This is a genomic window from Rhizobium sp. 3T7, from assembly GCF_020166565.1.
In the GTDB taxonomy this organism is placed as follows: domain Bacteria; phylum Pseudomonadota; class Alphaproteobacteria; order Rhizobiales; family Rhizobiaceae; genus Rhizobium.
The window spans coordinates 1-26,327 of record NZ_JAIQXS010000013.1; the positions used below are offsets into that span (position 1 = coordinate 1).

Genomic DNA, 26,327 nt, shown 5'->3' on the forward strand with positions numbered 1-26,327 from the left:
GATGGCTTTTTCACCAGCGGCGTCACCAGCGGCCCGCTGACGGCCCTGTCCAGCGCCGCCGCCGGTGGCAACGGCGTCTATGCCTATGGCGGGTCGGCCACCGCGGGCCTCTTCCCGACTAGCACCTTCGATTCAGCGAACTACTGGGCCGATGTGGTTTTCCGGCCGCAGCTCGCCGCATGAGGCATCGGGCGAGATTGCGGGCGGGCTTTGCAATGCGACTGACCCAAAGCAGATTTTTGCCGCGGCAACGTCGTTCCGAGGGTCGGTATTGAAGGGATGACGATGAACAGGACAACCCTACCAGTGACGGTGATCGCCGGTTTTCTCGGGGCTGGCAAGACGGCGCTTCTCAGCCACGTGCTGGCCAATCGCGAAGGCCTGCGGGTCGCCGTCATAGTCAACGACATGAGCGAGGTGAACATAGATGCCAGTCTCATTCGAGATGGCGGCTGCAACCTGTCGCATACGACGGAGACACTGGTTGAGCTGAGCAATGGCTGCATATGCTGCACCCTGCGCGACGACCTCCTGACGGAAGTGCGGCGGCTGGCCGCGGAAGGGCGATACGACTACCTGTTGATCGAGGCAACCGGCATTGCGGAGCCACGCCCCATCGCGGCAACCTTTTCCTTCCGGGACGAGAACGGGGTTTCTCTGTCCGATTTTGCAAAACTCGACACGGTGATTACCGTCGTCGACGCCGCAAGCCTTTTAGCAGACTACAGTAGCGCCGATCTTCTCCGTGACCGCGGCCTGGAGCGTGACAGTCAGGATCGGCGGACATTTATTGACCTCTTGGTCGATCAGATCGAATTTGCCGATGTTGTGGTGATTAACAAGATCTCCGATACGACCGAGGAAATTCGCGCCGAGGTTCGCAAGGTGGTTGCTGCACTCAATCCAGATGCGCGCCAGGTGGAGACGGATTTCGGCAAGGTTCCCCTTGCGACCGTCCTCAATACCGGCCTCTTCGATGAGGCAAAAGCGGCTGCGCACCCGTTGTGGCACAAGGAACTGTACAGCCCAGGCGCCCATGTCCCGGAGACCGAGGAATACGGGGTGTCGAGCTTCGTGTACCGCACAAGGCGCCCCTTCGATCCCATGCGGTTTCGAGCGTTCCTGGATGAGCCCTGGCCGGGCGTAATTCGCGCCAAGGGCCACTTCTGGCTTGCCACGCGCCCGCGTCATGTGGGTCTAATGTCGGCTGCCGGCGCGCAGCGGCGCTGCGAACCCATGGGGCTCTGGTGGGCGGCCGTTCCTTGGCAGGATTGGCCGAGCCATGCGCAGTTTCGTCAGCATCTGAAGAGCCAGTGGGACAGCGCCTGGGGCGATCGTCGGCAGGAGCTCGTGTTCATCGGTGTGGGCATGGACGAGACAGGCGTCCGTGTCGCGTTGGACGACTGTCTGGCCAGTGCGGATCCGCGGGACTGGTCCACACTCGAAGATCCGTTTCCGGTGTGGTAGCGCGGGCAGCGCTGCGCATTGGCCTCCGCCTCGGCGATCTCGCGGTCCCTCCTGATCGGCTCACAGCGCGCTTCGAACTGCGTGAGGACCCTGTAGCGAAGCACAGGCCGCCGCCGGACCTACCGTCTTCGACACGGGCCCGAAGGCCGATGCGTCTTGGCAGATGCGGAACCCGGTTCTCGATCGAGGCGTCCTGCTGATTGTCGCAGGATGATCCAGACGATGCCTTTCGCGAAATACACTGACACCACCAGGCGATAGTCGTTGCCCTTGATGCCGAAGACGATCCGCTCCCGCTGAGCTGTCGCTGAGAGCTGCTTCAAATCCGCGGTGCTCGCGCACTTCCCCTTGCCCACTTCATCGAACCAGGCATTTAGCGCAGCCACGGTTTCGGCTCGAAAAATCCCGTACTGGCGCGCCCTCGCGATGGTTGGTGTAAAGGATGCAAAAAGCGCCGGCAATCGGAGGTGCCGGCGGCACAGCATTTTTCCGCTCGCTTTCAAAAAAGAAGCCCCGCCGACGAGCGGGGCGCTGGAAGCTGGGGGATTGACGCACCTAGAGTGGTGCCGGATCTAAGCGAGGACCAAGCTGCCTCATTTCAATCATCGCTTCGCAGGATGCTCCGGCGAGCAAAGCTAGCTGCTCCGGGTCATGTACGCCTTGCCGGTAGATCTCGATGACGATCGACGCCAGATGAACTGTGGTGTTGTGATCGTTGATCGCGTGCTTTTCCGTGATGCGCTTCAACACTTCATCGCAGACGGTCAGATCTTCCGAAGTGAGGGGTTCATCACGTTGTCGCATTTGGTGCCAATCGTTGCCGCAGCAGGCGTTTGTCCGCCGCTCCCTTCGAGATCTTCAATCATCACGCTCCGCAAGGCAATCTATCAATTGCCGAAGTCGATGAGCGGACGCACATCCAGTCGGGGATACAGACTTGGCTGTCGTCAATTGTTATGGGCAATTCCCCTATCAGTGCTTCTCACTGTCGTTTGCCGACAGTGAGAATTTGCGTACCTCCTCCTCATAATCCAGCCTTGCTTGCCGCCTTCGCGCAACAAGGCTGGGACAGGGCTTTGAGGACGACGCTCATTGTCCGGGACGTGGGGGTCGACTTGCGAATGTCGGTTTGGAAAAGAGCCCCGCTTGTTGGCGGGGCAAAGTCAGGGCTCCTTGAGTGGTCACGTCCGAAGGCCGTGAGCGAAGCTCAAAACGCGTGAGCTACGCCTTGGTTCCATCTCGGCTGAGATCGAGGCCGCGCGCCGCATCAACGATGTGCTTCAACTGGCCAACTTCGCGTACGCCCTGCTGATACAGCTCGATGGTGATCGCGGCGATACGATCTGCCTCCTCGGAGCCGAGCTCTATTCCGAAGTCTCCGCAAATTTCATCCAGGACTGCGTGGCATTTGCGCAGGTCGTCGGAATCCAGGGGCTCATCGTAGCGACTGAACTGTTTGCGAGACATCACAACATCCTCCATGAAGAACATCTCTGTTGCCATCGCCAAAGGCGCCCCGCTTAAAGCGGGGCAAGCGTTGGGACATAGGAAAGATCGAGGCGCCTCTGGCCGATAAATGCGGTTGCCGGTCATTTGTTCCGGCGTTGTCGAATTCAGAAATGTCGATGAGCGGTTTCTGATAAGCGTTGGCCGCTCGCTCGCCTGTTACCGCCTCGAACCGCAAAGCCTGCTTCCAGGCATGCCGCGAGGAAGAGCTCTTTACTTACTGCGGGAGGAGTTTGTCGCCTGAGGGCATTTCGACAGCTGGCTACTGCTGCATCGTGATACGCACCGTATGCCTTGGGCCATTCGGTTTCAAGGAAGTCCAAGGTATCGTGGATACTTTGGAACGACTTCTCGGTGCCATTCTGAAGCCGAACATTTATGGGAGTATTCCAAAGGATGTCTGGCGTCGGCATTTTTTCCTCCTTTTCCTACCAACGACACATAACGAAAATCTAATATTGTAGACGCGCGCGTGCAAGGGCTAACCGGTGGGCGCCATGCGGTTCAAGACCCCTGTCGGCTATACGCGGCGAGCGTCTGTCTTAGTGAAACGCCTCGTTGATTTAGCTCAAGTTTCTCGAAGCTTCCCAGGCAGAACACGGGATTTGCTCATCCGTCAACGGACCGATTGCGGACCGTCTCACCTGCGCAGAACGTCGCTCAAACTCCATAAGAAAAGCCCTGCGGTGAGGCCCAACAGTGTAACCGCGCGGGGGCCATAATGTGGACCGCTGCCGTAATAACGCCTGTCAGCCTTATGCTTGCTGTTGTCGTTGTTGGGCTGGCATTCGAGCGCTCAGTCGCGCGGTCCAAGCGACCGAAGTCAAACCAGACGGCGCCCGCATGCGCCCTTGACGTCAATCGCCGTCGGCAGACATTCTCAGGATGAGCTGAGTGGCCTCCACGATGCTTGCGACGACAGCCGTCGGTCGTGGTTCGACCTGGCTCTCGTCGCCGGCGCAGTATTTCCCCGTTCGAACCAGGATAGCCGCACCGATCCCCGCCTTAAGCGCTCCGGCGACATCGCTTTCGACGTCGTCGCCTACCATGGCGACATCGCCCGCGTGACAGCCCATGCTTTCCACCGCTGCGGTGAAGAACTCTCGAGACGGCTTGCCGAATAGAATGGCTTTGGTGCCAGCGGCATATTCGAGCGCCTCGACGAAGGGGCCCGCGTCCAGACTCAAAAGTCCGTCGCGATCCTTGAAGCTGCGATTGCGGGCCAATGCCAGGAACGGCGCACCCTTCTGCAGTTTGCGGAAGGCCGCGTTCAGGTTGTCATAGGCAAAGGCTTGTGCCGCATCACCGATGACGACGGCGCAAGGACCCGAGGCGTGGCACTCGGCGAAATCTTCTTCAAGGTCCGGATGAACCAGCAGATGCGGCGCGTATCCGTTCTTTCTCAGCCAAGCACAGGCCGCCGCAGCGGGGGCGAACAGTCCGTGCAGCTCAACCTCGATGCCGTGAGATCGGAGATGTTGAGCAAGTTGGCGTTTGGATTGCCGCGTCGTATTGGTCACGAACCGGACAGGAAGGCCGGCCGATTCAAGGTTTACGATACATTCTGCTGCTCCCGGCAAAACCGTGTCGCCGTCGAGCAGCACGCCGGAAACGTCAAGAAGGACACCCTTGACCATAAGGCAAGACTGCATGAGGGCGGCGCGTCGGTCAACGCACAACCCAACAGGCGACGGGTCCGAGGCTTTTGGTATTCGGCGACGGTGGGCCCGCTCGCGGGCGCCAGGGCTGCGTAGGACCGCCGTTGCCTCTGTTCCCCCTTAAGGTCAAGTGCCGCAATAAGGGGTCAATGCGTGGTTGGCGAAGGCGTCTTCACCATTGGTCCGGAAACGATAGAATGAACGCGGTGCCGCGCCGTCGTGGGGGAAATGCGGATGTGGAGTGAGCAGGGTTTTTTACGTGTCTCGATCGCTGCCACGGTCGTGGTTGCCGCGCTCGGTGTCGTCTTCGGTATATTGTCGGGCTCGTTTTCCATCGCCTTCGACGGCGTCTATTCGCTAGCGGACGCGGCAATGACGGGGCTCGCGCTATGGGTTTCGAGCCTCATCGTCAAGTCGGCGCAGACCGATGCGCTCTCCGGCAGAATTCGTAACCGCTTCACCATGGGCTTCTGGCATCTGGAGCCGATCGTCCTCATGCTCAACGGCTGCCTGCTCATGACGGTGGCGGTCTATGCGCTGATCAACGCGATCATCAATATCCTCAATGGCGGTCACGAACTGCATTTCGGTGTCGCGATCGCCTATTGCGCGGCGACATTGCTCGTCTGTGTGGCCATGGCCGGAATGGGCATCAGGCTGAACCGCCGCCTGCAATCGAATTTCATATCGCTCGATATCACGGCCTGGATCATGTCCGGCGGGATCGCGCTCGCGTTGCTGATTGCGTTTCTCGTCGGCCTTGCCGTCCAGCCGACGCCCGCTGCCTGGGTCGCCAGTTATGTCGATCCGGTCGTCCTGGCGCTCGTCTGCCTGGTGATGATCCCGCTTCCGATCGGCACCGTCTGGAAGGCACTGACGGAAATCCTGCTGATCGCGCCGGCCGATCTGAAGGACCATGTCGATGACGTTGCATCGCAGACGGTTCGCCGCCTTGGTTTCCTGTCCTACCGCGCCTATGTCGCTCGCGTCGGCCGGGCGACGCAGATTGAGCTCTATTTCATCGTTCCCGAGGGCCTGCCGCCCAAGACGGTGGAGGAATGGGATGCCCTGCGCGACGAAATCGGTGCGGCAATCGGCGACGAAAGTGCCAATCGCTGGCTCACCATTGCCTTTACCGCCGATGTGGAATGGGCGGAATAGACGCCTTATTGCGCTGAGCTGAGTTCTTGGGCGAGTCCGATGAGAAGCCCTTCAGGGCCACGGATGTAGCAGAGCCGATAGGCGTCTTTATACTGGACTACTTCGCCTACGAGCTGCGCGCCGCGCGTGCGGAGCCGTTCAAGCGTCTCATCGATGTCGTCCACGGCGAACATGACGCGGAGGTAGCCTAGGGCGTTGACCGGGGCGTTCCGGTGATCTGCGACGACAGGCGGCGTGAGGAAGCGGGAGAGCTCAAGCCGGCTGCGGCCGTCCGGTGTGCGCATCATGGCAATCTCGACACGCTGATCCCCCAATCCAGTGACACGTCCGGCCCATTCTCCTTCGATCATGGACCGTCCTTCGAGCTCGAGGCCGAGTTCGCGAAAGAAATCAATCGTCCCGCCGAGGTCTTCGACGACGATTCCTACGTTGTCCATCCGCTTGAGCGCCATGTTTCCAATCTCCAAGGTGTCGTTTCAATGGTGTCGCCTCGTCCAACAAAGGACGTTTGAGGCACCCCAACACCGACAGTCATCCACGCCCAATTCGCTGTTTTCCACATCAGAAGCTTGAATCACGGGCCGCCTCACATTTCCGCCCCGTTTTCAAACTGTCTCTAAGATCTGTGGGTTATCTCGTAACCTGCGCCTGATGGTCATTAAGGGTAAATACCTCGACGCAGCAACATCGAACCATCTCGCATACGAAAACCGGTACCGTCGGACGATGACCTTCGAATCCTTCATGCCGGCGAGGTGCTGGATGGCGCCGGAGATACCGCAGGCGATGTAGAGATCGGGCGCCACGACCTTGCCGGTCTGGCCGACCTGCCAGTCGTTCGGGGCGTAACCGGCATCGACGGCAGCGCACGAGGCGCCGACCGCGGCTCCGAGCTTGTCGGCAACCGGCAAGATGACCTGCCTGAACTTTTCCGCCGAGCCGAGCGCCTGGCCACCCGAGATGATGATCTTCGCCGAGGTAAAAAATTGGCACAGGAAAGATTGAAACTGAGGCTCTTTCTTCACGACTTCTAAATTAAGGACGTGCATAGGTCATCTGCAAATGGCGGGTGGTCACACACGCCAAGAGCGCCGGGTATTTGGATTGCTCGGCACCCTTCCGCGCAAGACGCTGTTCGTTGAGAAAAATGCCCAGACAAATCGATGACACCCGGCAATTCTTCTTCAAGGTCATTCTGCCACTTGCGCTGCTGACCGCACTGCTTCTCGTTGGTTCGGCTGGCGGTTTGATCTGGCTCGCAAACTATCAGACGAAGACCGCGATCAGTGAACAGGCACGATTGGCGCGTGCCGCAATTGACGTTCACGGCAAGGCGCTTGCCAAGGGAGCGTCAGATTATGGCCATTGGGATGAAGCCGTCGTTGCAATCGTCGATAACTTCGATTTTGCCTGGATCGACGGCAATATCGGCCACGCCGGCGAGGATAGCTACGGCTTAGCAATGTCGTTCGTGCTGGATCCAGAAAATCGCACCGTTTATTCTTATGTCGATGGAAAAGGTGGGGCGGTGGATGCCCGGTCTCTATTATCGAACGGCTTCAACGAGATTGTTGCGCGCAATCGCGCCGGCGATCACGTCAGCGCGACGTTTGGCCTGGTCAGCGCTGGAAATGAACTCGCTATGGTGGCGGTAGCGCCCTTGCGTCCTTTCGATGATAAGACACGGCCTCAGGATACGGGCTATCTGGTTGTGTTTGTGGACGTCTTGACCGGAGCCCGCCTGGCCGACCTTGGAAATACCTATCTGCTGCCCAATCTGAGACTCGTCGATATCGATGACGAGAGTGTAGACCCTCGTGCGCGAATCCGCTTTTCCGACGAGATAAAGGCGACGGCCCGCTATCTGGCCTGGGATCCTGTGCGTCCCGGTGATGCGCTTTTGCAAACGGCCGGACCAATTCTTGTCATCACCTTATGCGCCTTCGTGGCTCTGTCGATATTCGTACTTCGCTATGCGGGAGATGCCGCACGGCTGATCCGCAACAGCGAGGCGCGCGCCATGCGTGACGCACTTACGGGCTTGCCCAATCGCGTGCTGCTGCTTGATCGCCTGGATCGCCTCGTTGGGCATCTCAAAAGCCGCCAGCCGGGCGTAGCCCTCATGTATCTTGATCTGGATGGCTTCAAAGCGGTCAATGACGGGCACGGCCATGCGGCCGGCGATGAGCTTCTCTGTCAGGTCGCGGAGCGGTTGCGATCGCTCCTTCGCGAGCAGGATACCGCGGCCCGTCTCGGCGGCGATGAATTTGTGGTGGTGATGCCGGGGCTGACAACCCGTGACGAGTTGCGAACACGTGCAAGCAGGATCATCGAGACTTTGCGATCCCCCTATAGGGTGGCGGACACTGTCGTCGAAATCGGTGTCAGCATCGGTATCGCAATCTCGCCCACTGACGGACGAGAAAGCGCCGATTTGTTACAGAAGGCCGATCAAGCGCTCTACCTGGCCAAATCCAGCGGCAAAGGAACAGCACGATTCCACTCGGACAAGGCCCTTCAGGTGGTTAGCGGCTAGTCCTATCCCGTCCGGCAGCTCCAGTTCCCGAGATGGCGGAGCTTGCCAAGCGGCCCGCGCCTGCTATCGGCTCCCGAACCGCTTACCACCACGCATGACGTTTCTAACTTCTCCTGCGGAAAACCCACGCTCGATCGCTAGTTGAAGACCCGCGCGCTCTCCAATCAGCAAAAGGGCTTCACGGCCGTTCTCGTCGTCGGCGAAGCCGGGCGGGTGGTCGGATACAATGCCCTTGCCCCGACAGCTGTGGTTGCCTCTATCTCGCCGCGCTCAATTCGCACCGGCCAACCACCCGATCCGGTTGCCTGCCTGCTTCTCGGTCAACTTTTTACCGACACGGAATGGGCGGGGTGCGGCATTGGCCCGGGTCTGGTCAAGCACACCCTCCAGCGTTGCATTCAGGCTGCCGCACTGATCGGCGGACGGGCCTTGATGGTCAACGCCGTCGACGATGAGGCCGCTGAATTTTGGCGGCGGCGGGGTTTCACGCCTTCGAAGGACGATCCGTTCGTGCTCTTCGGCTCCATCGCAGACATCGCCGCATCGCCCGGAGATTTCAGGTAACCGTTCAATGGCCGCCCCGTCCTGATCCGCGTAACTTGCCTGCGCAGTGGACGCGCCCGTCACGCCTCATACGGCAGCTCGCGGCAAGACGCTTTGCGTATTTTAGCCGCTTCATGTCCTGGGCTGACGCAAGACAGCCCAGGCAAATAGCGTTGCCTGGACGCCCGCCCTGTTGCGTTTTCCTGCAGAACACGCCTGTTGTTGCTTGTCATCAATCTATCGCGATCGTCCAATTGATAACATCACATTTTCTGATATAAAACAGCGATTGCGTTGTCGTAGATCGGAGTCCCATGAGCCGTAACTTTCTTGTCGTCGAGCCAGAAGAGGGGATGCCTATCCTCAAAGGGCTCGCATCTCCGGCTCGCATCGCCGTCTTGAAGCTCCTGCACGAGAGGGGGGCGATGAACGTCAACGAAATTGCTGATCTACTTGACCTGCCGCAATCCAGCGTGTCGACCAACGTGCAGATGCTCGAAGAGGCCGGGCTGATCCAGACGGAAACCCAAAAAGCGCGCAAGGGCAACCAGAAGGTCTGCCGTAGCGTTTACGATGAGATTCTCGTCGTCTTCAAGAATGAAATCAAGGAAACCAAGCCGGACGCGATCGAGGTGTCGATGCCGCTTGGGCTCTATACGAGCTTTGAAGTGACGGCGCCTTGCGGGCTCTGTTCAGCCGATGGCATCATCGGGCTACTCGACGTTCCCAATACCTTCCTTGATCCGGACCGGATGAAAGCCGGGCTCATTTGGTTCACGCGAGGCTATGTCGAGTATCAGTTTCCCAACAACGCCCGACTGACGAACACCAGCATCCGCGAGATTGAGTTCGTGATGGAATTGAGTTCAGAGGTTCCTGGCACCAGCGCCGACTGGCCCTCCGACATCACCCTCGCGGTCAACGGTGCCGATATCGGAACCTGGACGTCTCCGGGTGATTTTGGCGACAAACGTGGGGTTTTCACGCCAGATTGGTGGAAGCTGAAGGGCTCGCAGTACGGCAAACTGAAGAACTTCCGCATCAATGACGATGGCGCTTTCGTCGATGGATTGCGCATTTCCGATGTAACCCTCGCCGATCTGAAGCTGGACGAACACCATTCAGTCCGTCTGCGTATCGGTGTGCGCGACGACGCCAAACATCCCGGTGGCATCAACATCTTTGGCCGAGGCTTCGGAAACTACGATCAGGACATTCTGCTGCGCCTGAAGACCAGATGAGTCTATCCGATTTTCTGAATTTTACGCTTGACCGCGCCTCGGGGTTCCGCTTTATTGATCTCAAATTGTGATATAAATCACAAAAGACGATACAGTGGAGGGCAACATGAAGGCTGCGGTTACAGCACACAGTAAATACACGATCTCTGACATCGATCCGCGCCTGTATGGCTCATTCATCGAGCACCTCGGTCGTGCCGTTTATACCGGCATCTACGAGCCTGGTCATGCGACCGCCGACGAGAACGGCATGCGCAGGGATGTCATCGAGCTCGTCAAGGAACTGAATGTTCCGATCGTGCGCTACCCCGGTGGCAATTTCGTGTCTGCCTACAATTGGGAAGACGGCATTGGCCCCAAGGAAAGCCGCCCGACGCGCCTCGATCTTGCTTGGCACACCTGCGAGAGCAATCAGGTCGGCATCCACGAGTTTGCCGATTGGTGCACGTCGGCCAACACCGAGATGATGCTTGCCGTCAACCTCGGCTCGCGCGGCCTCGATGAGGCGCGCAACTTCCTCGAATATGTCAATCATTCTGGTGGCAGCGAGTGGAGCGACAAGCGCATTGCCAATGGCCGCAGCGAGCCCTGGGACGTCAAACTCTGGTGCCTCGGCAACGAGATGGACGGCCCTTGGCAGATCGGCCACAAGACGGCGGACGAGTATGGCCGGCTAGCGCATGAGACTGCCAAGGCCATGCGCGCCTTCGACAGCTCGCTCGAACTCGTCGTCTGCGGGTCGTCGAACGCACATATGCCGACCTATCCGGAATGGGAAGCAACCGTGCTCGACCACACCTACAATGAGGTCGACTACATCTCGCTGCATATGTATTTCGAGAACCGTGCCAAAAACACGGCCAACTATCTCGCTCGTAGTATCGAGCTCGACAATTACATCGGCACGGTCGCCGGCGTAATCGACTACGTCAAGGCGAAGAAGCGCTCCTCCAAGACCGTATACATCTCCTTCGACGAATGGAATGTCTGGTACCACTCCAAGGAGCGCGACAAGGCAACACTTGCCGGCGCAAATGGTTGGCCACACGCACCCGCCCTCCTGGAGGATGACTATAACTTCGAGGACGTGCTGCAGGTCGGCTGCATTCTCAACACCTTCATCAACCGTGCGGATGTCGTCAAGATTGCCTGCCTGGCGCAGCTCATCAACGTAATCGCCCCGATCATGACCATTCCGGGTGGTCCGGCATGGCGCCAGACGATCTTCTACCCGTACTATTTCGCCTCCGTCTACGGACGCGGAACGGCGCTCAAGCTGATGGTCGACAGCCCGGCCTACAAGGTCGACGGTCTGGGCGATGTTCCCTATCTCGACGTCTCAGCCGTGCATGATGCGGACAAGAAGACGGTAACCTTCTTCATCGTCAACCGCCACGGAACGGAGACGCTCGATCTCGACGCCAGCCTGCTCGAATTCGGTGTTTTGCGGGTGATCGACGACAGGGTCGTCGCCCATAGCGATCTCAACATCACCAACACCGCCGACAAACCCGACAATGTCGTGCCCAAGGCCGTGACCGGCTCAAGCATCGTCGACGGCAAGCTCAGCGCAAAGATCGCGCCGCTCTCCTACCGGATGATCCGCCTGCAAGTGTAATATACATCCTGTTTCCTGATACATATCAAACGATATGTTGACAAAGCAATTGTATGATTTAACGTCAGCACACCGGTCTTGACGTGCCACTGGGAGGAAAAGATGGGAGCGAGCGCTTCTGTTTTGGCACTATCACTGACTGAGGGAGGCCCGTCTGTCGTCGCGGACGCTCTCTCGGTGGCAGCATGCCATCCGCGTCTTCATATCGGCATTTCGGGTTCCGGCTGCAATTCAGGAGCCGTGGGATGACCGCCAATATCGAAATCCAGAATGTCACCAAGCGCTATGGCTCGATGACGGTCTTGGACCGCTTGTCGTTGTCAATCAAGGCGAACGAATTCATGGTTTTCCTTGGCCCTTCCGGCTGCGGCAAGTCTACGCTTCTTCGCATGATCGCGGGCCTTGAAAGCGTGGACGGCGGGACGATCTCAATCAATGGCGAGCGCATCGATACACTGCCACCCGGCCAGCGCGACATCGCCATGGTGTTCCAGTCCTATGCGCTCTATCCGCATATGACGGTGGCCGACAACATGGCCTTCGGATTGCGCAACATCAACGTTTCGGCCGAGGCGATCTCCGCACGCATTGCAGAAGCGGCTCGCATGCTCGAAATTGGCCATCTCCTGGAGCGCAAGCCGGGCCAACTTTCCGGCGGTCAGCGTCAGCGTGTCGCCATTGGCCGCGCGATCGTCAAGGAACCAAAGGCCTTCCTCTTCGACGAGCCGTTATCGAACCTCGATGCTGCGTTACGCGTTCGTACCCGCGTCGAGCTCGCACAGCTGCGCCATCGGGTCAGATCGACAATGATCTTTGTCACGCACGACCAGATCGAGGCAATGACGTTGGCCGATCGCATCGTCGTGATGAACAATCGGAAGGTCGAGCAGATCGGAACGCCGATGGAGATCTATTCACGCCCGGCAAGCCGTTTCGTCGCCACCTTTGTCGGGTCCCCGACCATGAACTTCCTGTCCGTCGGCCTCGCGGAAGAAAATGGTTTCCTGCGTGCCAAGCTTCCTGATGGCTCGCAATTGCAGACAGCGATCCGTTCAGGTGGGCTCAAGGCCGGCGAACATTCGCTCGGCATCCGTGCCGAGGCCGTCAAGCTCGCCAATGGCGTTGCAGCAACGACGACGGGGAAGGTGGATGTCCTGGAACGGCTTGGCGACCGGACGCTTCTCTATACCCGTCTCAAGGATGGCAGCGTCGTCGTTGCCGAGGACATCGGCAACAGTCGCGTCACGATCGGCGACGAGGTGGCACTGGTGCTCGATGGAAGTCGCACGCATCTCTTTGATGATGCCGGTCACGCCTGGCACGCTGAGGAGGCCGCTCATGGCTGAGGCCACACTTTCCTCCGCCCGGTCTGCCGCTTCCATCACGGCCCGGCAGAAAGTGCAGAACATCAATGCGCCACTCTGGCGAAACGCACTCTTCGTCGCGCCCTACCTCTTCTTTTTCGTGACCTTGCTTGTCGTGCCGCTGTTCTGGGGCATCTGGCTCAGCCTTCACAAGGCTGATGCCTTCGGCGTCGGCCGCTTCGTCGGGCTCGATAATTACATCCGGCTCTTCAGAGACAAGGTCTTCATCCAGGCCGTCGGCAATACCTTCTACTTCGTGCTTCTGACAGTGCCGACGCTTGCTATCTTCGGTCTGCTTTTGGCGCTCGCCCTGAACCGAAAGACGAAAATGGCAGCTGCGCTGCGCGCCGTCTATTTCTCGTCCTCCGTCCTGTCCGTGACAATCGTCACGCTGATATGGCGCATCGTCTTCATCGGCAACTTCGGCCTGCTTGCCACCATCTACGGCTGGTTCGGCGTGCCTGCGCCGGCCTTTCTCTCCGACCCGAACCTCGCCATGATCGGCATAGCGATTGCCACCGTTTGGTGGTGCATCGGCCTGCCAATGATGCTCTTTCTCTCGGCACTGCAGCAGGTACCGGCAGAAATCTATGAAGCAGCGGCCCTCGACAATGCCAGCCGCTGGCGAACGCTCTGGTACATCACGCTCCCTTCGATCCGGCGGACTTTCGTGCTCGTGCTGATCATCCAGGTCGTGCTGCAGTTCCAGCTCTTTGGTCAGGCAAAGCTGATGACGCTCGGTGGCCCGAACAACGTGTCGAAGCCTATCGTGCTTTACATCTATGAAGCTGCGTTCAGGCAGTGGGACCTCGGTCTCGGTGCCGCCGCTTCTGAAATCCTCTTCGTACTGATCCTGATTGCTGCGATGGCGCAGTACTTCATCTCGCGACGCAAAGGAGAAGAAGGATGAGCGCTTTATCCGGTGGAAACATGGTCGGCCGCTCGGCCGGTGATCGCGTGATTCTTCTCCTGGCACTTGTCTGCGCCCTGATCATGATGGCGCCGGTGCTGTGGGTGATCGGACTGTCCCTCAAGGACAACAAGGAACTGATGGCGGACATGAACTCCGTCTTCCATGCGCCTTACACGATCAACAATTATATCAATATCCTGGCAACATCGTCGGTGTTCCGCTGGATATTGAACAGCATCATCGTTGCCGGCGGCTTGACGATCTTCACGCTGAGCCTCTCGTCGCTTGCAGGCTACGGCTTCGCACGTCTGAACTTTCCCTTCCGCAACACGCTCTTCATCATCGTGTTGCTCGGACTTGCGGTCCCTGAGCAGGCGGTGCTCATCGCTCGTCATCAGATTTTCTCCTGGCTGAAGTTTCACAACACCTATCACGGTCTGATCCTGCCTGGATTGTCGGCACCCTTCGGCGTGTTCCTGATGACGCAGTATTTCCGAGCCATTCCAAAGGAACTCGACGAGGCAGCACTGCTGGACAACGCCAGCCGTTTCAAGATCTTCTGGAAGGTGCTGCTGCCGTTGACGGTTCCCGCGCAGGCAACGCTCGGCATCTTCACCTTCCTTGGTGCCTGGAACGATTATCTCTGGCCGCTGATCTCCGGCACCAAGAAGGAAATGTATACGCTGACGATCGGGATCGCCTCCACGCAGACCAATTTTGCGCAGTCCGAAGGTCTCGGCTTTCTGATGTCGCAAGCGGTCTTCGCCGGCGCCCCGATCCTCATTTTCTACCTGTTCTTCCAGAAATACATCGTGACGGCAGTGTCTGGCGCGGCCGTGCGCTGACGCAGAACCGGCTCCCGGGGAGGGGGCTTGACCAAGGGTTGCAGATCCAATCAGGAGGAGATGGAAATGACGCATACTTTGAGAAAATACATGCTGGCGGCGGCCTCGGTGATCGCGCTCGCCGGCGCAAACCCCGCTTATGCTGCCACCGAATTAACTGTGCAGCGCTTCTTCGGGGCTTGCGACGCCGATTTCGGTACCAACACCGACGTCAGCAAGGCCGTTGGCGAATGCGGCATCATCACCTCGCTCATCAACAAGTTCAACGCAGACAATCCGGATGTGCATGTGACGGTGACGACCGTCGAATGGCCAGGCTACGATCAGCTCACCGCACAGTTCGCCGCCGGCGATCCGCCTGACATTGTCACCGTCCACCAATCGGTGCTCGCCGATTATCAGTCCAAGGGCCTGCTGATGCCGCTCGACGACGTGTTGAAGTCGGTCGGTGTTGCAGCCACTGACTTTACCGACGCCAGCTTGAATGGCGTGACCAAGGACGGCAAGATCTACGGTCTGCCGATCGACAACTGGACCATGCTGTATCACATCAACATGGACCTCTTCAAAAAGGCCGATCTCGTCAATGCCGACGGCACGCCGAAGCTGCCGACGAGCGTCGACGAGCTCTTGGCGCAGGCCAAGCAATTCAAGGAAAAGACCGGCAAGCCTTACTTCGTCCAGAATCTCGCCAATGAAGTCGCGCTTTATACGCGCAACCTCTACACCTACCTGTTCCAGCAGAATTCAGACTTCTTTGCCGATCCGAAGCAGGTCAAGATCAATACGCCCGAGGCCAAGAAGGTCCTCGAGATGTACAAGGCGGTCTACGACAACGGCTACACGACCAAGGATCTGGACTACGCCGCCGGCATCAACGCCTTCCTTGCAGGCGAAGGCGGTGTTCACCTGAACGGGACCTGGGTCATCGGTGACTACACGGCATCGTCCGAAAAGTCCGGCACAGCGCTCAACGCCGGTGGCTATGCTGTCTATCCCTATCCGCAACTCTTCCCCGGCAAGAAGGCGCAATACGCCGACGGCCACAGCTGGGCCGTCTCGCAAAAGGACCGATCCGAGGAACAGACCGCTGCCATCGGGAAGTTCTTGAAGTTCTTCCATGACAACGATTTCGACTGGTCACGCACCGGGCATTTGCCGGCCGTCAAGGCGGTGTTGAATTCTGATCAGTTCAAGGCCTTGCCGCATCGCGACACGATTTCGGCGATCGCCACGCTCGGCACGCCGCTTCCGTCCACCGTCCAGCGCCAGTTCGCGATCCAGGACATCATCGGCCAGGAAATGAGCGCAGCCATCACCGGTCAAAAGGAGATCGACGCAGCCCTTTCCGATATGGAACATCGTATCAACGAGCTGCTCGCCAACATCTGAGGCTCATACTCTTTCCCGAGCCTGAGAGCAGATGCCCGCCGCCGGTCTCGCGGCGGGCATTTTTGGTGACGTGGCTGGCGGTCAGAACATTGACCGTCTCAGCGCCGTCGTTTGGTTCCATCGAAGAAGAGCAGCAGAAAAAGGCCTGAGAGGCCGGCCACAGCACCGATGATTGCCGTTCCGCAATAGCCGCCGACGCCGGTGCCTATCGCAAAGACAAGCGCGCTCAGCCCCGCACTCAGGAAAATGTTGACGGATATCAGCGCACTGCCGAGACCGGGCCGCTCAGCAATCAGATCCTGCAGATAGGTGATTGGGATGCTGATGAGCGCTGCGGCGCCGATTCCACTGATAGGCGTCAACGCATAAACATGCCATGGCGCGGACGCAAGGCCGAGTACTACGAGGTAGACGACGTAGATGATCGTGCCGATCGCCAGCGCCGTGACGTGGTTCATGATCCGTTGGGCACGCCCCCAGACAACGATAAAGACGACTTCGAGGAAGGCGACGATGCCGACCAGGATCCCGACATCGCCAACGGTCCCATGCGCGGGTCCGGTAACGATCAGCGGCAGGATGGCGCCGTTAACATGAAGAGTGCTGCTGATCAGCGACACCGCGATCACACGAATGAAGACACGTGGCGAGATGACTTGTGCAAGCGCGGCAAGATAGGAAAGATGGTGGGTGGCCGCGTTGTCCGTGCCGCTCTGGCGCGGCAGGAAGGCTGCGATCAGCCCAAGACACACCATGCAGGCGAGGCTCGCAAAGAGATAGGCCGGCAGCATGCTTGTCGATCGCGACAGAAGTATTCCGACAAGGCCCGGCACGAGGACCCACGAGAGCGAGATCATCGCGCGCACACCTGAGTTCACCGTTGCCACGTCGCCGCGTGGCATCCCGTTGGTAGTGGCGCGTACATTGGCGAAGAGCAGGGAATTGAGGGCGTTGTAGATCGGCAGCAGCAACAGGGCACTGAATGTGAACGTTGCCTGCGCGGGAAACAGGTAGACCGCGCCGTAGCCGAAGATACCGAAGACGGCGACCGTCACCATCAGCGACCGATACTCGCCAAGTCGGTCCGCGAGATTGCCAAGCAGAATGCTCACGGTGACGTTGACGGCTGCGGCGGCAAATATCAGCGCCGAGTAGAGGGTGTTGCTCAGACCTAATTCGCGAATGCCAATAACCGATTGGTACGGCGAGGTCGCCGCTCCGGCAAAGCCAAAGGCAAAGATGGCAAGCATGCTGACCCGGATAGTCGGGTCGCGGAAAACATCGCGGAGGAGACGGCTCATGACATGTATCGTGCGGTGACAGCTCACCTGGCATTGCGGATGAAGGCGCTTTTGCAGGTTTGGCGTGAGGCCGGAACCTTTTGAGGGAGGGATCAGTCTTGCCAGCGCGCCGATAGGCGCACATGTGGTTCGTATTCGAAGTTGCGATCGAACGGGAAGGTCGGTCGAGCGCGTCGGTTACTTACCAAGCCTTCGATGTCCTGGTTCACGACGCCCCCAGTCAATGCCATCAGGTTCGGATTGGCGATTAGCGCCAGTTCCGGGGAAAGATAACCGGACTTGACCACAAGCACCCGCACGGACTTCGGATCGAGCCCGAGCCCCTCGAAATCGGCGATATTGTGATAAGGACGCCGCCGTGCCGCGAGCACCACGGCAATGCCCGCGGTGCTTATGACCGCCTGACGCTCGGCGGCCGGGCCCGGGTCATCGAGAAAAAGGACTTCCGCTTCGATGCTGACAGGCGAGCTCGACGCGTCGAGGGCTGCGCCGATGCGCAGTCCGATCCTTGCACCCTTGCCGGCTGCAAAGCATGCCGCGACGGCCGGAGGATCGGTGATACCAGCAACCAGCGCTCCTTCAAATCCACGTGCCAGCAGTGCTTTCAGCACGTCGGCCCGGTCGCCAACGCCGCCACCTGTCGGGTTGTCGCCGGAATCTGCCAGGATGACAGGTGCTGTCGAGGCATTCACCGCAATGTCGAGCATGGCATCGAGCGGACCGGTAGCAGGACCAAAGACAAAGTGGTCGCGCGCATTCCAATAGGATCGTGCGATCTCTTCCGCGGCTGCGACGGCCGCTTGCTTGTCCGTCGCTGTGACGACGGCGCAGGCGGTCGCCCGAGGTTCATCCGCCCACACATAGCCGATCATCAAATTGGCATCGAGGATGCCCTCGCGCTGATCGATCTTAGGCAGTGCTTTGTAGAGGCTTTTTGCTGGCTCGTCTTCGGTTGACGTTCGCTCGCCGGGCCAGAGAACCGGCACCGGGGCCCAGGCGACACCTGGCCGCGTGCCCGATCTTAAGGCATCCACCAGCAGCGACCATGCACGCACCATCGTTTCGCGCACGTCGATGTGCGGCGCGGTCCGGTAGGCCGCGAATATATCGAGCTGGTCGACGATCCTTTGACTGACATTGCCGTGCAAATCATAACTCGCTGCGATCACGCAATCAGGACCGACGACAGAGCGGGCAGCGGCAATCCAGTCGCCCTCAGCGTCGTCCATTCCCTCGACATTCATCGCGCCGTGCATAGCAAGGTAGAGGCCTTCGAGCGGCAAGGCAGCTTTCAACCGGTCACGAAACTCGGTTTTGAATGCCTCGTACGCCACCCTGCAGATCGGCCCTCCGGGCACTGCGCGCGCATGCAAGAGCGGTCGGTGCTCAACCCCATCGGCTTTCAAAAACCCGAAGTAGTCCGAAGCCAGGAGATCCCCGCCGCGCAGGACGCGAAAGTCCTCGACTGTCATCAGCACCGGCGAATAGGTGCTGCATTCCGTGTGAATTCCGCCCACTGCAATCCGCATTCTCGGCCTCACAATTTCGGGCTCAGCGGCACGATCGCAGCGAAGCGATGCCAGTCCTTCATCGCCCGTGGCGTCCATGCCGCTTCGGCAATCGCCGGCAGGCGTGGGAAGACAAGCCGGTTGAAGTAGCCGCGCGACAGGAAGTGCTCCGACCAGATGCAAGCCTGGACGCCCTTCATCTTGTCCTTCAATTCCTCCGGAAAGTCGCCCTCGGCTTCATAGGCGTAGGTATGTGCCGGCGGCACGGTTCCGGCCCAACTTGCGCCGGGCTCCTGAAACGCCTCCGCCTGAACCATGTCGAGATAATAGGCCTGGCCGGGAGTCATGACGACCTCGTAGCCTTCTTTGGCCAGATCGATGCCGACCTGCGGGTTCTCCCAGGCCATCAGCAGCGTGTCCTTGGCAGCAACACCGCCACCATGCGCCACTTCGTTCCAACCGGCGAGCTTACGGCCGCGCGCCGTCAGCATGTCCTTCACACGCTTGAGGAAATGGGATTGCAGTGCGAACGTGCCTGAGATCGCCTCCTTCTCCATCAATGCCTTGGCAAGCGGAGAGGCAAGCCACGAACCGTTCGCCACCTCGTCACCGCCGATGTGGAGGTAGGCGGAGGGAAACAGCTCGACCATCTCGTCGAGCACTTTTTCGAGAAATTCGTAGGTCAGTGGCACCGCGGGATTGAGCGCATTGTTCGGATATCCCTGTACGGAATGGTAGCTGTCCGGCGCCTCCTGGCCGTCGGTCAGATGGGGCAGTGCCGTCAACGTCGCGGTGCTATGACCGGGGATATCAATCTCGGGGATGATCTCCACATGCAATTTTGCAGCATGGCCAACGATGTCGCGCACATCATCCTGGGAGTAAAAGCCGCCGACAGGCTCGGCAGCGTTGCCGAGTTGCGGCAGGAGTGGCTCGTCCGGACCGCGAAGGACGCCTATCGTCGTGAGTTCGGGATAGGCCTTGATTTCCAGCCGCCATGCCTCGTCGTCGGTCAGATGCCAATGGAAGATATTGAGCTTCAGCCACGCGAGGATGTCGATCAGCCGCTTGATGTCGGCTGTCGGATAGAACTGACGCGAAACGTCGAGATGGCAGCCGCGCCAGCCATACCGCGGCCTGTCCGAAATCGCGCCGGAGATCGGAAAGCGAAACGTTTGCGGTCGGCTGCGAGCCCCATGCAGGAGCTGCGCAAGCGACGTCAGCCCATATTGACGCCCAGCGGCATCGGCAAATGACAATGTGATCTGCGCGGCCGAGAAGCCGAGCTTGTAGCCTTCAGGGGCCATCGTCGTATCGAGCAGAAACTGCAAGGGCCGTCCCTGCGGCGAGGCAGCGAGATTGAACGGCGCATGATCACTCTCGAACAGACGATGGCAAAGGGAAAGCACCGTCGAGACTGCCCGCACATCGTCTGTGGACGATCCTTCCGCGGGATAAAGAACGACGGGGAAATCCTCGCCTGGCTCGGCGTCGACTTCCGCCGGCCAGGGCTGCAATGAGAACGGCAATGAAAGCTTGCCTTCAGGAAGAAGGACCGGCGGCGGCTCGTTCACGCGTCCTTCAAGGAGCAAATCGGAAACGGCAACCGTGATGTGCTTGCCATCCTCAAGCGTCACATAGGCGGACTTTGCACCATCGGTGCAATGGCGAGCCGGCCGGTGCAGGCCGCTGACGGTGAAAGTCCAGCTGCTGCCGGGCGCGAGCGAAAATCCCGATGGCGGAGCAAACTCATGGAAATTGGCGTTGCGACGCAGAAAGGTTGCGTTCCCACAGGCCTTCGCATCGATGACGCGCGTCAGCGAGGTATAGACCAGCGTGAAGCCAGAAAGCGCGACCTCGGAGAGATTGAAGAGGGAAAAGGTAAAGCGGCCGTTCGAGCCGCCATCCGGCTGCCACGAACTCTCCAGGCGAAAAGGCGCCAAAGTCATATCGGTTCCTCTCTCAATGTCTTTCAATAGTGCTCGGACTGCGAGAATGTCCTTGCAATCTCAGCCTGACCGGCAGTCAGCCCGCAATCCACCGGCAAGCAGACGCCGGTAATCGCGGCAGCCTGCGGTCCGGCAAGAAACGCCACGGCGTTGGCGACATCGCCAGGGTCGACGACCCGCTGGAGCGGGTACCAGCGGCGAGCCTCTTCGAAGACGTTGGGGTTGGTGGCTGCACGCGCCTCCCATGCCCGCGTACGTACGGTGCCGGGCGCAACCGCGTTCGAACGGATACCGAGCTTTCCGTATTCTACCGCCACCAACTTGGTGAAATGCAGCAGTCCCGCCTTCGCTGCGCTATAGGCGGGATGGCCAAAGACGTTCATGCCGTTGACGGATGCGATGTTGATAACCGAGCCCTTCGACGCCTCGAGCAGACCTTCGACGGCGCGGAAGCACAAGAAGGCAGCCTCAAGATTAAGCGCATTGTCCATCCTCCAAATCTCGGGGGTGGTATCGTGGAGGCTGACGGCGCGTGCGGCCCCTGCATTGTTGACCAACGTGCGAACCAAACCAAACGAGGCAGCCTGCTTTGCCATTTCTGCGACGCTTGCTTCGCTGGTCACGTCGCAGCCGTGCACGGCAAACCGCTCGACTGGCCCCAGAGCGCGGGCGGCCTTCTCGGCGGCAGCAACGTCGATGTCGACCATCAGGATGACATCGTGATCTTCCGCAAGCCGCTCAGCAATAGCCCGTCCAATATCGCCCGCAGCACCGGTTACGATCGCTACCGTCTGTGTCATTTTGCATCCCTTTTTGGCATGGAATTGTTAGTCCCCGAGCAGTTGCCGGTCGTCGCCATCGCGGTGGGCAACGAGCTGTTGCTTGATGCGACGCAGGGCCACCGCGGCCTTTGGTTGGATCGCGTAAGCAACGAGGCTGGCGAGAATATCGACGACAGCCAGATAGGCGATCCGCGTCGAGGTGGGCCGGAATATATTGCTCCCTTCCTGCAGGTCGATAGGAACAACAATTTCAGCTACTTGCGCGACCGGGCTATTACTCTGGGTGAGCGCGATCGTCGTCACCTTGGACTCGCGCGCAAGCGCGAAAGCGCGTACGAGCTCGGTGTTTCGCCCGGTGAAGGACGACCCGATCAACACGTCGGTCGACTTGGCGGCGGCCGCCATCATCAATTGCATGCCATGGTCGGAGCTGGCCGTCACATGCAAGCCGAAGCGAAACAGGCGGTTTTGCAATTCGCTGGCAATCATTGACGAGTTGCCGCCGGAGCCGAAGGCATAAATCATGTCGGCGCGCGAAAGCCGTTCAGCAGCCAGTTCGATTGCAGCAATGTCCAGCGAACGATGAAGCAGGAAAAGTGCGTTCTGTGCCTTGGTGATGATGTCCTGCGCGACATCACCCGGGTTGGTGCTTTTGGGCTCCGGCTTCAGGTAACGCATACCGACATAGGCTGTCCTTGCGAGCTGGACCTTAAAATCGGAAAAGCTCTCGCAGCCTAATCGCCGGCAGAAGCGCGTGACCGTCGGCGGCGACACGTCGGCCTTTTCAGCAAGCTCGATGATCGAGGCGTTGACGGCAAACTCGAAGTCATTGAGAAGGATATCCGCGATGCGGTTTTCCGAGGGCGAAAGCTTGGCCTTCTCTTCCTGCAATGTCGAGAAAATGTCCATCCCGCCCTCCGTCGTTTGCGCTACTGGTCCTTCGGCCTATACGCTACGCAGTCGATTTCGACCTTGCAATCGACCATCATCGACGACTGAACACAGGCCCTTGCCGGTGGGTGTTCGCCGAAATACTGCTGATAGATCGCATTGAAAGTCCAGAAGTCGCGCGGATCATCGAGCCACACGCCGCAGCGCACCACGTGCTCAACGCCGTATCCGGCTTCTTTAAGAATCGCCAGCATATTCTCGATCGTCTTGTGCGTCTGCGCGACGATATTTCCATCGATGACTTCGCCATTTTCCATGGCAACCTGCCCCGAGACATAGAGCCAACCGTCGGCTTCGACGGCACGCGCAAAGGGCAGGGGCTTACCGCCGGCACCTTTTTGAACCGTGCCATAACGCTTGATGGACATCGATTGATCCTTGCAAATTATTTTCGTAATAAGTTGACAAATGACCATAGAAAGCAGAATTTGACCAGTGAAAACTGCCATTAATGAAAAGAATTTCAATACGGGGGAGATATGCGCGATCCTTTCAAAAACCCCTTTCCTGCGTCCGACGTTGCGCGGCACTCGATCTGGGAGATGCTGGTTTCCCGTGACATCGATGCATTCCTCGCCGCTGACTGGTCGATGGTGGAGCATGATTTCGTCGAGGAAGGCTTTATCGGGATCGATGGGCGCAAGCAGGTAAGCCCCGACAACTGGCGTCTGGCATTTCCCGCACTATCGGCCTATCGCGACGAGTGGCTGCGCCAGGCAAAGGACTTTGCAACGCAATCTTTCGCTGAAGATGCCCGCACCGCAATCTTCACGACCACCACGCTTGAAGACATCGAGGTTGAGGGTGATATGGCGCTGGTGCGCAAGAAGTTCGACGGTGGGCTCACCAAGGCCGACGGTACGCGTGATGTGATGCAATGGCAGACGCTTTATTATTGCCGCCAGCATGAAGGCCGCTGGAAGATATGCGGCTTTACCGGCTACCTGCCGAACCCGATGGGCTGATCAACACAAAGGCCGAACCCTTGCGCATATTCACGGCGGCGCTCGCAACCGAGACCAATACCTTTTCTCCTATCTGCATCGATCGGCGCGCGTTCGAGGCGTCTCTTTATGCGCCTCCCGGCCAGCATCCGGAAACCCCAACCCTGTGCTCGGCGCCCATCACGGTTGGGCGCCGGGTCTGCGCAGAGAAGGGATGGGAGCTGATCGAGGGTACGGCCGCCTGGGCTGATCCGGCCGGACTGGTGAACCGATCGACCTATGAGGGTCTACGCGACGAGGTGCTGAACCAGCTCAGGGCTGCCATGCCGGTCGATGCCGTTGTTCTCGGTCTGCACGGCGCCATGGTTGCGGCCGGCTACGAGGATACCGAAGGTGACATATTGGCGCGCGTGCGCGAGATCGTCGGGCCCGACATCCTCGTCTGCGCTGAGCTTGATCCGCACAGCCATCTCACGGCCAAACGACTCGCGGCCGCAGATTTCTTCGTCTACTTCAAGGAGTTCCCACACACCGACTTCGTCGATCGGGCCGAGGACCTCTGGCGGATTGCCGTCGAGACCCTGGAAGGCCGACTGGCCCCTGTCATGTCCGTATTCGACTGCCGGATGATCGACGTCTATCCGACCTCGCGCGAGCCGATGCGATCCTTTGTCGACAAAGTCATGCGCCTCGAGAAGGAAGACGCAGACATCGTGTCAATCTCGGTCATCCATGGTTTCATGGCGGGTGACGTACCGGAGATGGGGACCAAGATGCTTGTTGTCAGCAACAACAAGCAAAAGAAGGGCGAGGCCTTAGCGCGTGAACTCGGCCTCGAGCTGTTTTCCAAACGCGGCACTTTCATCATGCCGCAGATCGACGAAATTGAGGCTGTGACGCAGGCCGTCGCCGCAACCTCCTGGCCTGTGGTCATCGCCGACGTTTGGGACAATCCCGGCGGCGGCACCGCCGGCGACGCCACCGTGCTTCTGCAGGAGCTCTTAAATCGGAAGGTAAGGGGCGCCGCGATCGGCACGATCTGGGATCCGATGGCTGTGCAGATCTGCATGGCGGCGGGGGAGGGTGCCGAGATTCCATTGCGTTTCGGCGCAAAGTCTGCACCCGGCACCGGAAACCCGGTGGACGGCGTCGTCAAGGTGGTGAAGCTCGTCGAGAACGCAGAGATGCGGTTCGGTGAAAGCTATGCGCCGTTCGGGGATGCCGTGCACATCACGCTCGACGGCATCGATATCATCCTGAATTCGACGCGCGCCCAGAGTTTCGATCCAAGCCTTTTCTCCGTCATGGGGATCGATCCGACGTCCAAGAAGATCCTGGTCATCAAATCGACCAATCATTTCTACGCCTCCTTCTCGAAAATCGCCGCGGAAATCATTTACTGCTCGGCCGGAACGCCTTATCCCAACACTCCAGCCAAGACGCCCTATCGCCGGGCGCCGAAGAATATCTGGCCGATGGTCGCCGACCCTCACGGCCGTTAACGCGGAGAGCGTCATATGCAGGAAAATCCGTTCGCCGTTGTCGCCAAGCCGGGCGACAGGGTCGCCGATCTCTCGACGCCGCGGCCAATCATCGACGAGGATCGGCTGGCGGCAAACATCGCCCGCACGCAGGCCTACATGGATAAGCACGGCCTGAACTTCCGGCCGCATATCAAGACGCACAAGATCCCAGCGCTCGCCGCCGAGCAGATCGCGGCGGGTGCCAAGGGCATCAACTGCCAGAAGATCAGCGAAGCGGAAGTCTTCGCTGCGGCCGGCTTTGAAGACATCCTGATCACCTTCAACATTCTCGGCCCGCAAAAGCTCGAGCGCCTTGGCGCGCTCAACGAGCAGATCTCCGGTCTCAAGGTGGTTGCCGATAGCGCGGTGACGGTCGATGGTCTGTCCTCCTATTTCGCATCCTCTAAGCCATTGACTGTTCTCGTGGAATGCGACACCGGCGGCGGGCGCTGCGGTGTCCAGACGCCGGAAGAAGCACGAAGCCTGGCAAAGCGGATCAACGACGCCCCGGGTCTTGCGTTCGGTGGCCTCCTTAACTACCCAAAGCCCGCCTCCGCTGAGGCGGTGCAAGCCTTCCTCAGCAAAGCACTCTCGCTCCTAGAGACCGATGGGATCGCGTGTCCAATCGTTAGCAATGGCGGCACACCCAGCCTTTTTGAGGCGCATCTCGTCAGCGCTGCCACCGAGCATCGCGCAGGTACCTATATCTATAACGACCGCTCCATGGTCCGCGCCGGCCACTGCAACGAGGCCGACTGTGCCATGCATGTGCTGGCAACGGTGGTGTCCCGTCCAACGGCTGATCGCGCCGTCATTGACGCCGGATCAAAGGCTCTGACCTCCGATCTGCTTGGCTTCCCGGATTTCGGGACAGTTGTCGGCTATCCTGAGGCGGTGATTACAGGACTGTCCGAGGAACATGGCGTCATCGACCTGTCGAAGTGCGGCGACCATCGTCCTGAGATCGGCGAGAAGATCCGCATCATCCCCAACCACACCTGCGTCGTCTCCAATCTGTTCGACACGATGGTCTTTCATCGTGACGGCGTGGTAACGCGCGTCGAGGATGTGGCCGCCCGCGGCCTCGTCTGGTAGGTACAATCGCTCCAAGCGCCTTCCTTTGAT

At 59.2% G+C, this 26,327-nt stretch carries 26 protein-coding genes and 1 pseudogene; 14 read left to right on the forward strand and 13 right to left on the reverse strand.

Annotation, left to right across the window (positions count from 1 at the left end; translation table 11 throughout):
• On the forward strand, positions 1–183 hold a 183-nt coding region (locus K9B32_RS18225), incomplete at its 5' end, for a DUF4082 domain-containing protein (protein ID WP_224564708.1).
• 102 nt (positions 184–285) lie between these two features.
• Positions 286–1,467: a GTP-binding protein gene (locus K9B32_RS18230; RefSeq protein WP_224564710.1), complete on the forward strand. Its 1,182-nt coding sequence runs from the start codon at positions 286–288 to the stop codon at positions 1,465–1,467.
• 119 nt (positions 1,468–1,586) lie between these two features.
• On the opposite strand, the gene K9B32_RS18235 is transcribed toward K9B32_RS18230, so the two are convergent.
• The 5 genes from K9B32_RS18235 to K9B32_RS18255 form a co-directional block, all read right to left on the reverse strand.
• Positions 1,587–1,970 (reverse strand): type II toxin-antitoxin system HigB family toxin, encoded by a 384-nt coding sequence (locus K9B32_RS18235; protein WP_224564712.1) that lies wholly within the window; start codon positions 1,968–1,970, stop codon positions 1,587–1,589.
• A 52-nt stretch (positions 1,971–2,022) separates the two neighbouring features.
• The gene (locus K9B32_RS18240) at positions 2,023–2,271 is read right to left on the reverse strand and encodes a hypothetical protein (RefSeq protein ID WP_224564714.1); all 249 of its coding nucleotides are present in this window, start codon (positions 2,269–2,271) and stop codon (positions 2,023–2,025) included.
• Positions 2,272–2,688: 417 nt separating this feature from the next.
• Positions 2,689–2,934, reverse strand: a complete 246-nt coding sequence (locus K9B32_RS18245) for a hypothetical protein (RefSeq protein WP_224564716.1) — start codon at positions 2,932–2,934, stop codon at positions 2,689–2,691.
• 146 nt (positions 2,935–3,080) lie between these two features.
• Entirely contained in the window at positions 3,081–3,386 is a 306-nt protein-coding gene (locus K9B32_RS18250; protein ID WP_224564718.1) for a DUF982 domain-containing protein, read from the reverse strand.
• A gap of 444 nt (positions 3,387–3,830) precedes the next feature.
• Entirely contained in the window at positions 3,831–4,625 is a 795-nt protein-coding gene (locus K9B32_RS18255) for a TIGR01458 family HAD-type hydrolase (RefSeq protein ID WP_224564720.1), read from the reverse strand.
• A 240-nt stretch (positions 4,626–4,865) separates the two neighbouring features.
• On the opposite strand from K9B32_RS18255, the gene K9B32_RS18260 reads away from it, so the two are divergent.
• Positions 4,866–5,792 carry a cation diffusion facilitator family transporter gene (locus K9B32_RS18260; protein WP_224564721.1) on the forward strand — a complete coding sequence of 309 codons (927 nt, stop codon included), beginning with the start codon at positions 4,866–4,868 and terminating at the stop codon, positions 5,790–5,792.
• Between the two features lie 5 nt (positions 5,793–5,797).
• On the opposite strand, the gene K9B32_RS18265 is transcribed toward K9B32_RS18260, so the two are convergent.
• Entirely contained in the window at positions 5,798–6,244 is a 447-nt protein-coding gene (locus K9B32_RS18265; protein WP_224564723.1) for a VOC family protein, read from the reverse strand.
• 153 nt (positions 6,245–6,397) lie between these two features.
• Positions 6,398–6,772 (reverse strand): annotated as a pseudogene (locus K9B32_RS18270) (electron transfer flavoprotein subunit alpha/FixB family protein); the annotation flags it as partial.
• A 167-nt stretch (positions 6,773–6,939) separates the two neighbouring features.
• On the opposite strand from K9B32_RS18270, the gene K9B32_RS18275 reads away from it, so the two are divergent.
• From K9B32_RS18275 to K9B32_RS18310, 8 genes are all read left to right on the forward strand, one after another.
• Entirely contained in the window at positions 6,940–8,328 is a 1,389-nt protein-coding gene (locus tag K9B32_RS18275; protein ID WP_224564725.1) for a diguanylate cyclase domain-containing protein, read from the forward strand.
• Between the two features lie 141 nt (positions 8,329–8,469).
• The gene (locus tag K9B32_RS18280; protein WP_411969719.1) at positions 8,470–8,892 is read left to right on the forward strand and encodes a GNAT family N-acetyltransferase; all 423 of its coding nucleotides are present in this window, start codon (positions 8,470–8,472) and stop codon (positions 8,890–8,892) included.
• Positions 8,893–9,185: 293 nt separating this feature from the next.
• The gene (locus K9B32_RS18285; protein WP_224564727.1) at positions 9,186–10,112 is read left to right on the forward strand and encodes an ArsR/SmtB family transcription factor; all 927 of its coding nucleotides are present in this window, start codon (positions 9,186–9,188) and stop codon (positions 10,110–10,112) included.
• A gap of 106 nt (positions 10,113–10,218) precedes the next feature.
• Positions 10,219–11,730 (forward strand): alpha-N-arabinofuranosidase, encoded by a 1,512-nt coding sequence (locus K9B32_RS18290; RefSeq protein ID WP_224564729.1) that lies wholly within the window; start codon positions 10,219–10,221, stop codon positions 11,728–11,730.
• A 245-nt stretch (positions 11,731–11,975) separates the two neighbouring features.
• Complete coding sequence (locus tag K9B32_RS18295; RefSeq protein ID WP_224564731.1) at positions 11,976–13,076, forward strand: ABC transporter ATP-binding protein; 1,101 nt, start codon at positions 11,976–11,978, stop codon at positions 13,074–13,076.
• Positions 13,069–14,004, forward strand: coding sequence for a carbohydrate ABC transporter permease (locus K9B32_RS18300; RefSeq protein WP_224564733.1), 936 nt, complete (start codon positions 13,069–13,071; stop codon positions 14,002–14,004). The genes K9B32_RS18295 and K9B32_RS18300 overlap by 8 nt, the downstream gene beginning before the upstream one ends.
• Positions 14,001–14,852 carry a carbohydrate ABC transporter permease gene (locus tag K9B32_RS18305; protein ID WP_224564735.1) on the forward strand — a complete coding sequence of 284 codons (852 nt, stop codon included), beginning with the start codon at positions 14,001–14,003 and terminating at the stop codon, positions 14,850–14,852. Before K9B32_RS18300 ends, K9B32_RS18305 begins: the two co-directional genes overlap by 4 nt.
• A gap of 66 nt (positions 14,853–14,918) precedes the next feature.
• Positions 14,919–16,244 carry an extracellular solute-binding protein gene (locus K9B32_RS18310; protein ID WP_224564737.1) on the forward strand — a complete coding sequence of 442 codons (1,326 nt, stop codon included), beginning with the start codon at positions 14,919–14,921 and terminating at the stop codon, positions 16,242–16,244.
• A 98-nt stretch (positions 16,245–16,342) separates the two neighbouring features.
• Here K9B32_RS18310 and K9B32_RS18315 read toward each other — a convergent pair whose 3' ends face one another.
• The 6 genes from K9B32_RS18315 to K9B32_RS18340 are packed head-to-tail and all read right to left on the reverse strand — an operon-like array spanning position 16,343 to position 23,103.
• Positions 16,343–17,659 carry an MFS transporter gene (locus tag K9B32_RS18315; RefSeq protein ID WP_411969721.1) on the reverse strand — a complete coding sequence of 439 codons (1,317 nt, stop codon included), beginning with the start codon at positions 17,657–17,659 and terminating at the stop codon, positions 16,343–16,345.
• A complete protein-coding gene (locus K9B32_RS18320; RefSeq protein ID WP_224564740.1) occupies positions 17,638–19,074 on the reverse strand; it encodes a M81 family metallopeptidase in 1,437 nt (478 codons plus the stop codon). Before K9B32_RS18320 ends, K9B32_RS18315 begins: the two co-directional genes overlap by 22 nt.
• A gap of 8 nt (positions 19,075–19,082) precedes the next feature.
• On the reverse strand, positions 19,083–21,002 hold the full coding sequence (locus K9B32_RS18325; RefSeq protein WP_224564742.1) for a beta-N-acetylhexosaminidase: 1,920 nt from the start codon (positions 21,000–21,002) through the stop codon (positions 19,083–19,085).
• Positions 21,003–21,025: 23 nt separating this feature from the next.
• On the reverse strand, positions 21,026–21,802 hold the full coding sequence (locus K9B32_RS18330) for an SDR family oxidoreductase (protein ID WP_224564744.1): 777 nt from the start codon (positions 21,800–21,802) through the stop codon (positions 21,026–21,028).
• A 27-nt stretch (positions 21,803–21,829) separates the two neighbouring features.
• Positions 21,830–22,693, reverse strand: coding sequence for a MurR/RpiR family transcriptional regulator (locus tag K9B32_RS18335; protein ID WP_224564745.1), 864 nt, complete (start codon positions 22,691–22,693; stop codon positions 21,830–21,832).
• 20 nt (positions 22,694–22,713) lie between these two features.
• Complete coding sequence (locus K9B32_RS18340; RefSeq protein WP_132589590.1) at positions 22,714–23,103, reverse strand: RidA family protein; 390 nt, start codon at positions 23,101–23,103, stop codon at positions 22,714–22,716.
• A gap of 111 nt (positions 23,104–23,214) precedes the next feature.
• Here K9B32_RS18340 and K9B32_RS18345 point away from each other — a divergent pair, with 111 nt between their 5' ends.
• The 3 genes from K9B32_RS18345 to K9B32_RS18355 are packed head-to-tail and all read left to right on the forward strand — an operon-like array spanning position 23,215 to position 26,297.
• Positions 23,215–23,700, forward strand: a complete 486-nt coding sequence (locus tag K9B32_RS18345; RefSeq protein ID WP_224564747.1) for a hypothetical protein — start codon at positions 23,215–23,217, stop codon at positions 23,698–23,700.
• A gap of 20 nt (positions 23,701–23,720) precedes the next feature.
• On the forward strand, positions 23,721–25,181 hold the full coding sequence (locus K9B32_RS18350; RefSeq protein WP_224564953.1) for a M81 family metallopeptidase: 1,461 nt from the start codon (positions 23,721–23,723) through the stop codon (positions 25,179–25,181).
• Between the two features lie 15 nt (positions 25,182–25,196).
• Positions 25,197–26,297 (forward strand): D-TA family PLP-dependent enzyme, encoded by a 1,101-nt coding sequence (locus K9B32_RS18355; RefSeq protein ID WP_224564749.1) that lies wholly within the window; start codon positions 25,197–25,199, stop codon positions 26,295–26,297.
• Positions 26,298–26,327 lie beyond the last annotated feature (30 nt).

What these genes read in the sequence shown, in the direction of transcription:
- K9B32_RS18345 (WP_224564747.1), top strand. Translation starts at nt 23,215, where the DNA reads ATGCGCGATCCTTTCAAAAACCCCTTTCCTGCGTCCGACGTTGCGCGG.
- K9B32_RS18285 (WP_224564727.1), top strand. Translation starts at nt 9,186, where the DNA reads ATGAGCCGTAACTTTCTTGTCGTCGAGCCAGAAGAGGGGATGCCTATC.
- K9B32_RS18230 (WP_224564710.1), top strand. Translation starts at nt 286, where the DNA reads ATGAACAGGACAACCCTACCAGTGACGGTGATCGCCGGTTTTCTCGGG.
- K9B32_RS18245 (WP_224564716.1), bottom strand. Translation starts at nt 2,934, where the DNA reads ATGTCTCGCAAACAGTTCAGTCGCTACGATGAGCCCCTGGATTCCGAC.
- K9B32_RS18320 (WP_224564740.1), bottom strand. Translation starts at nt 19,074, where the DNA reads ATGCGGATTGCAGTGGGCGGAATTCACACGGAATGCAGCACCTATTCG.
- K9B32_RS18300 (WP_224564733.1), top strand. Translation starts at nt 13,069, where the DNA reads ATGGCTGAGGCCACACTTTCCTCCGCCCGGTCTGCCGCTTCCATCACG.
- K9B32_RS18290 (WP_224564729.1), top strand. Translation starts at nt 10,219, where the DNA reads ATGAAGGCTGCGGTTACAGCACACAGTAAATACACGATCTCTGACATC.
- K9B32_RS18340 (WP_132589590.1), bottom strand. Translation starts at nt 23,103, where the DNA reads ATGTCCATCAAGCGTTATGGCACGGTTCAAAAAGGTGCCGGCGGTAAG.
- K9B32_RS18325 (WP_224564742.1), bottom strand. Translation starts at nt 21,002, where the DNA reads ATGACTTTGGCGCCTTTTCGCCTGGAGAGTTCGTGGCAGCCGGATGGC.
- K9B32_RS18275 (WP_224564725.1), top strand. Translation starts at nt 6,940, where the DNA reads ATGCCCAGACAAATCGATGACACCCGGCAATTCTTCTTCAAGGTCATT.
- K9B32_RS18295 (WP_224564731.1), top strand. Translation starts at nt 11,976, where the DNA reads ATGACCGCCAATATCGAAATCCAGAATGTCACCAAGCGCTATGGCTCG.
- K9B32_RS18255 (WP_224564720.1), bottom strand. Translation starts at nt 4,625, where the DNA reads ATGCAGTCTTGCCTTATGGTCAAGGGTGTCCTTCTTGACGTTTCCGGC.
- K9B32_RS18330 (WP_224564744.1), bottom strand. Translation starts at nt 21,802, where the DNA reads ATGACACAGACGGTAGCGATCGTAACCGGTGCTGCGGGCGATATTGGA.
- K9B32_RS18260 (WP_224564721.1), top strand. Translation starts at nt 4,866, where the DNA reads ATGTGGAGTGAGCAGGGTTTTTTACGTGTCTCGATCGCTGCCACGGTC.
- K9B32_RS18305 (WP_224564735.1), top strand. Translation starts at nt 14,001, where the DNA reads ATGAGCGCTTTATCCGGTGGAAACATGGTCGGCCGCTCGGCCGGTGAT.
- K9B32_RS18265 (WP_224564723.1), bottom strand. Translation starts at nt 6,244, where the DNA reads ATGGCGCTCAAGCGGATGGACAACGTAGGAATCGTCGTCGAAGACCTC.
- K9B32_RS18310 (WP_224564737.1), top strand. Translation starts at nt 14,919, where the DNA reads ATGACGCATACTTTGAGAAAATACATGCTGGCGGCGGCCTCGGTGATC.
- K9B32_RS18335 (WP_224564745.1), bottom strand. Translation starts at nt 22,693, where the DNA reads ATGGACATTTTCTCGACATTGCAGGAAGAGAAGGCCAAGCTTTCGCCC.
- K9B32_RS18355 (WP_224564749.1), top strand. Translation starts at nt 25,197, where the DNA reads ATGCAGGAAAATCCGTTCGCCGTTGTCGCCAAGCCGGGCGACAGGGTC.
- K9B32_RS18240 (WP_224564714.1), bottom strand. Translation starts at nt 2,271, where the DNA reads ATGCGACAACGTGATGAACCCCTCACTTCGGAAGATCTGACCGTCTGC.
- K9B32_RS18250 (WP_224564718.1), bottom strand. Translation starts at nt 3,386, where the DNA reads ATGCCGACGCCAGACATCCTTTGGAATACTCCCATAAATGTTCGGCTT.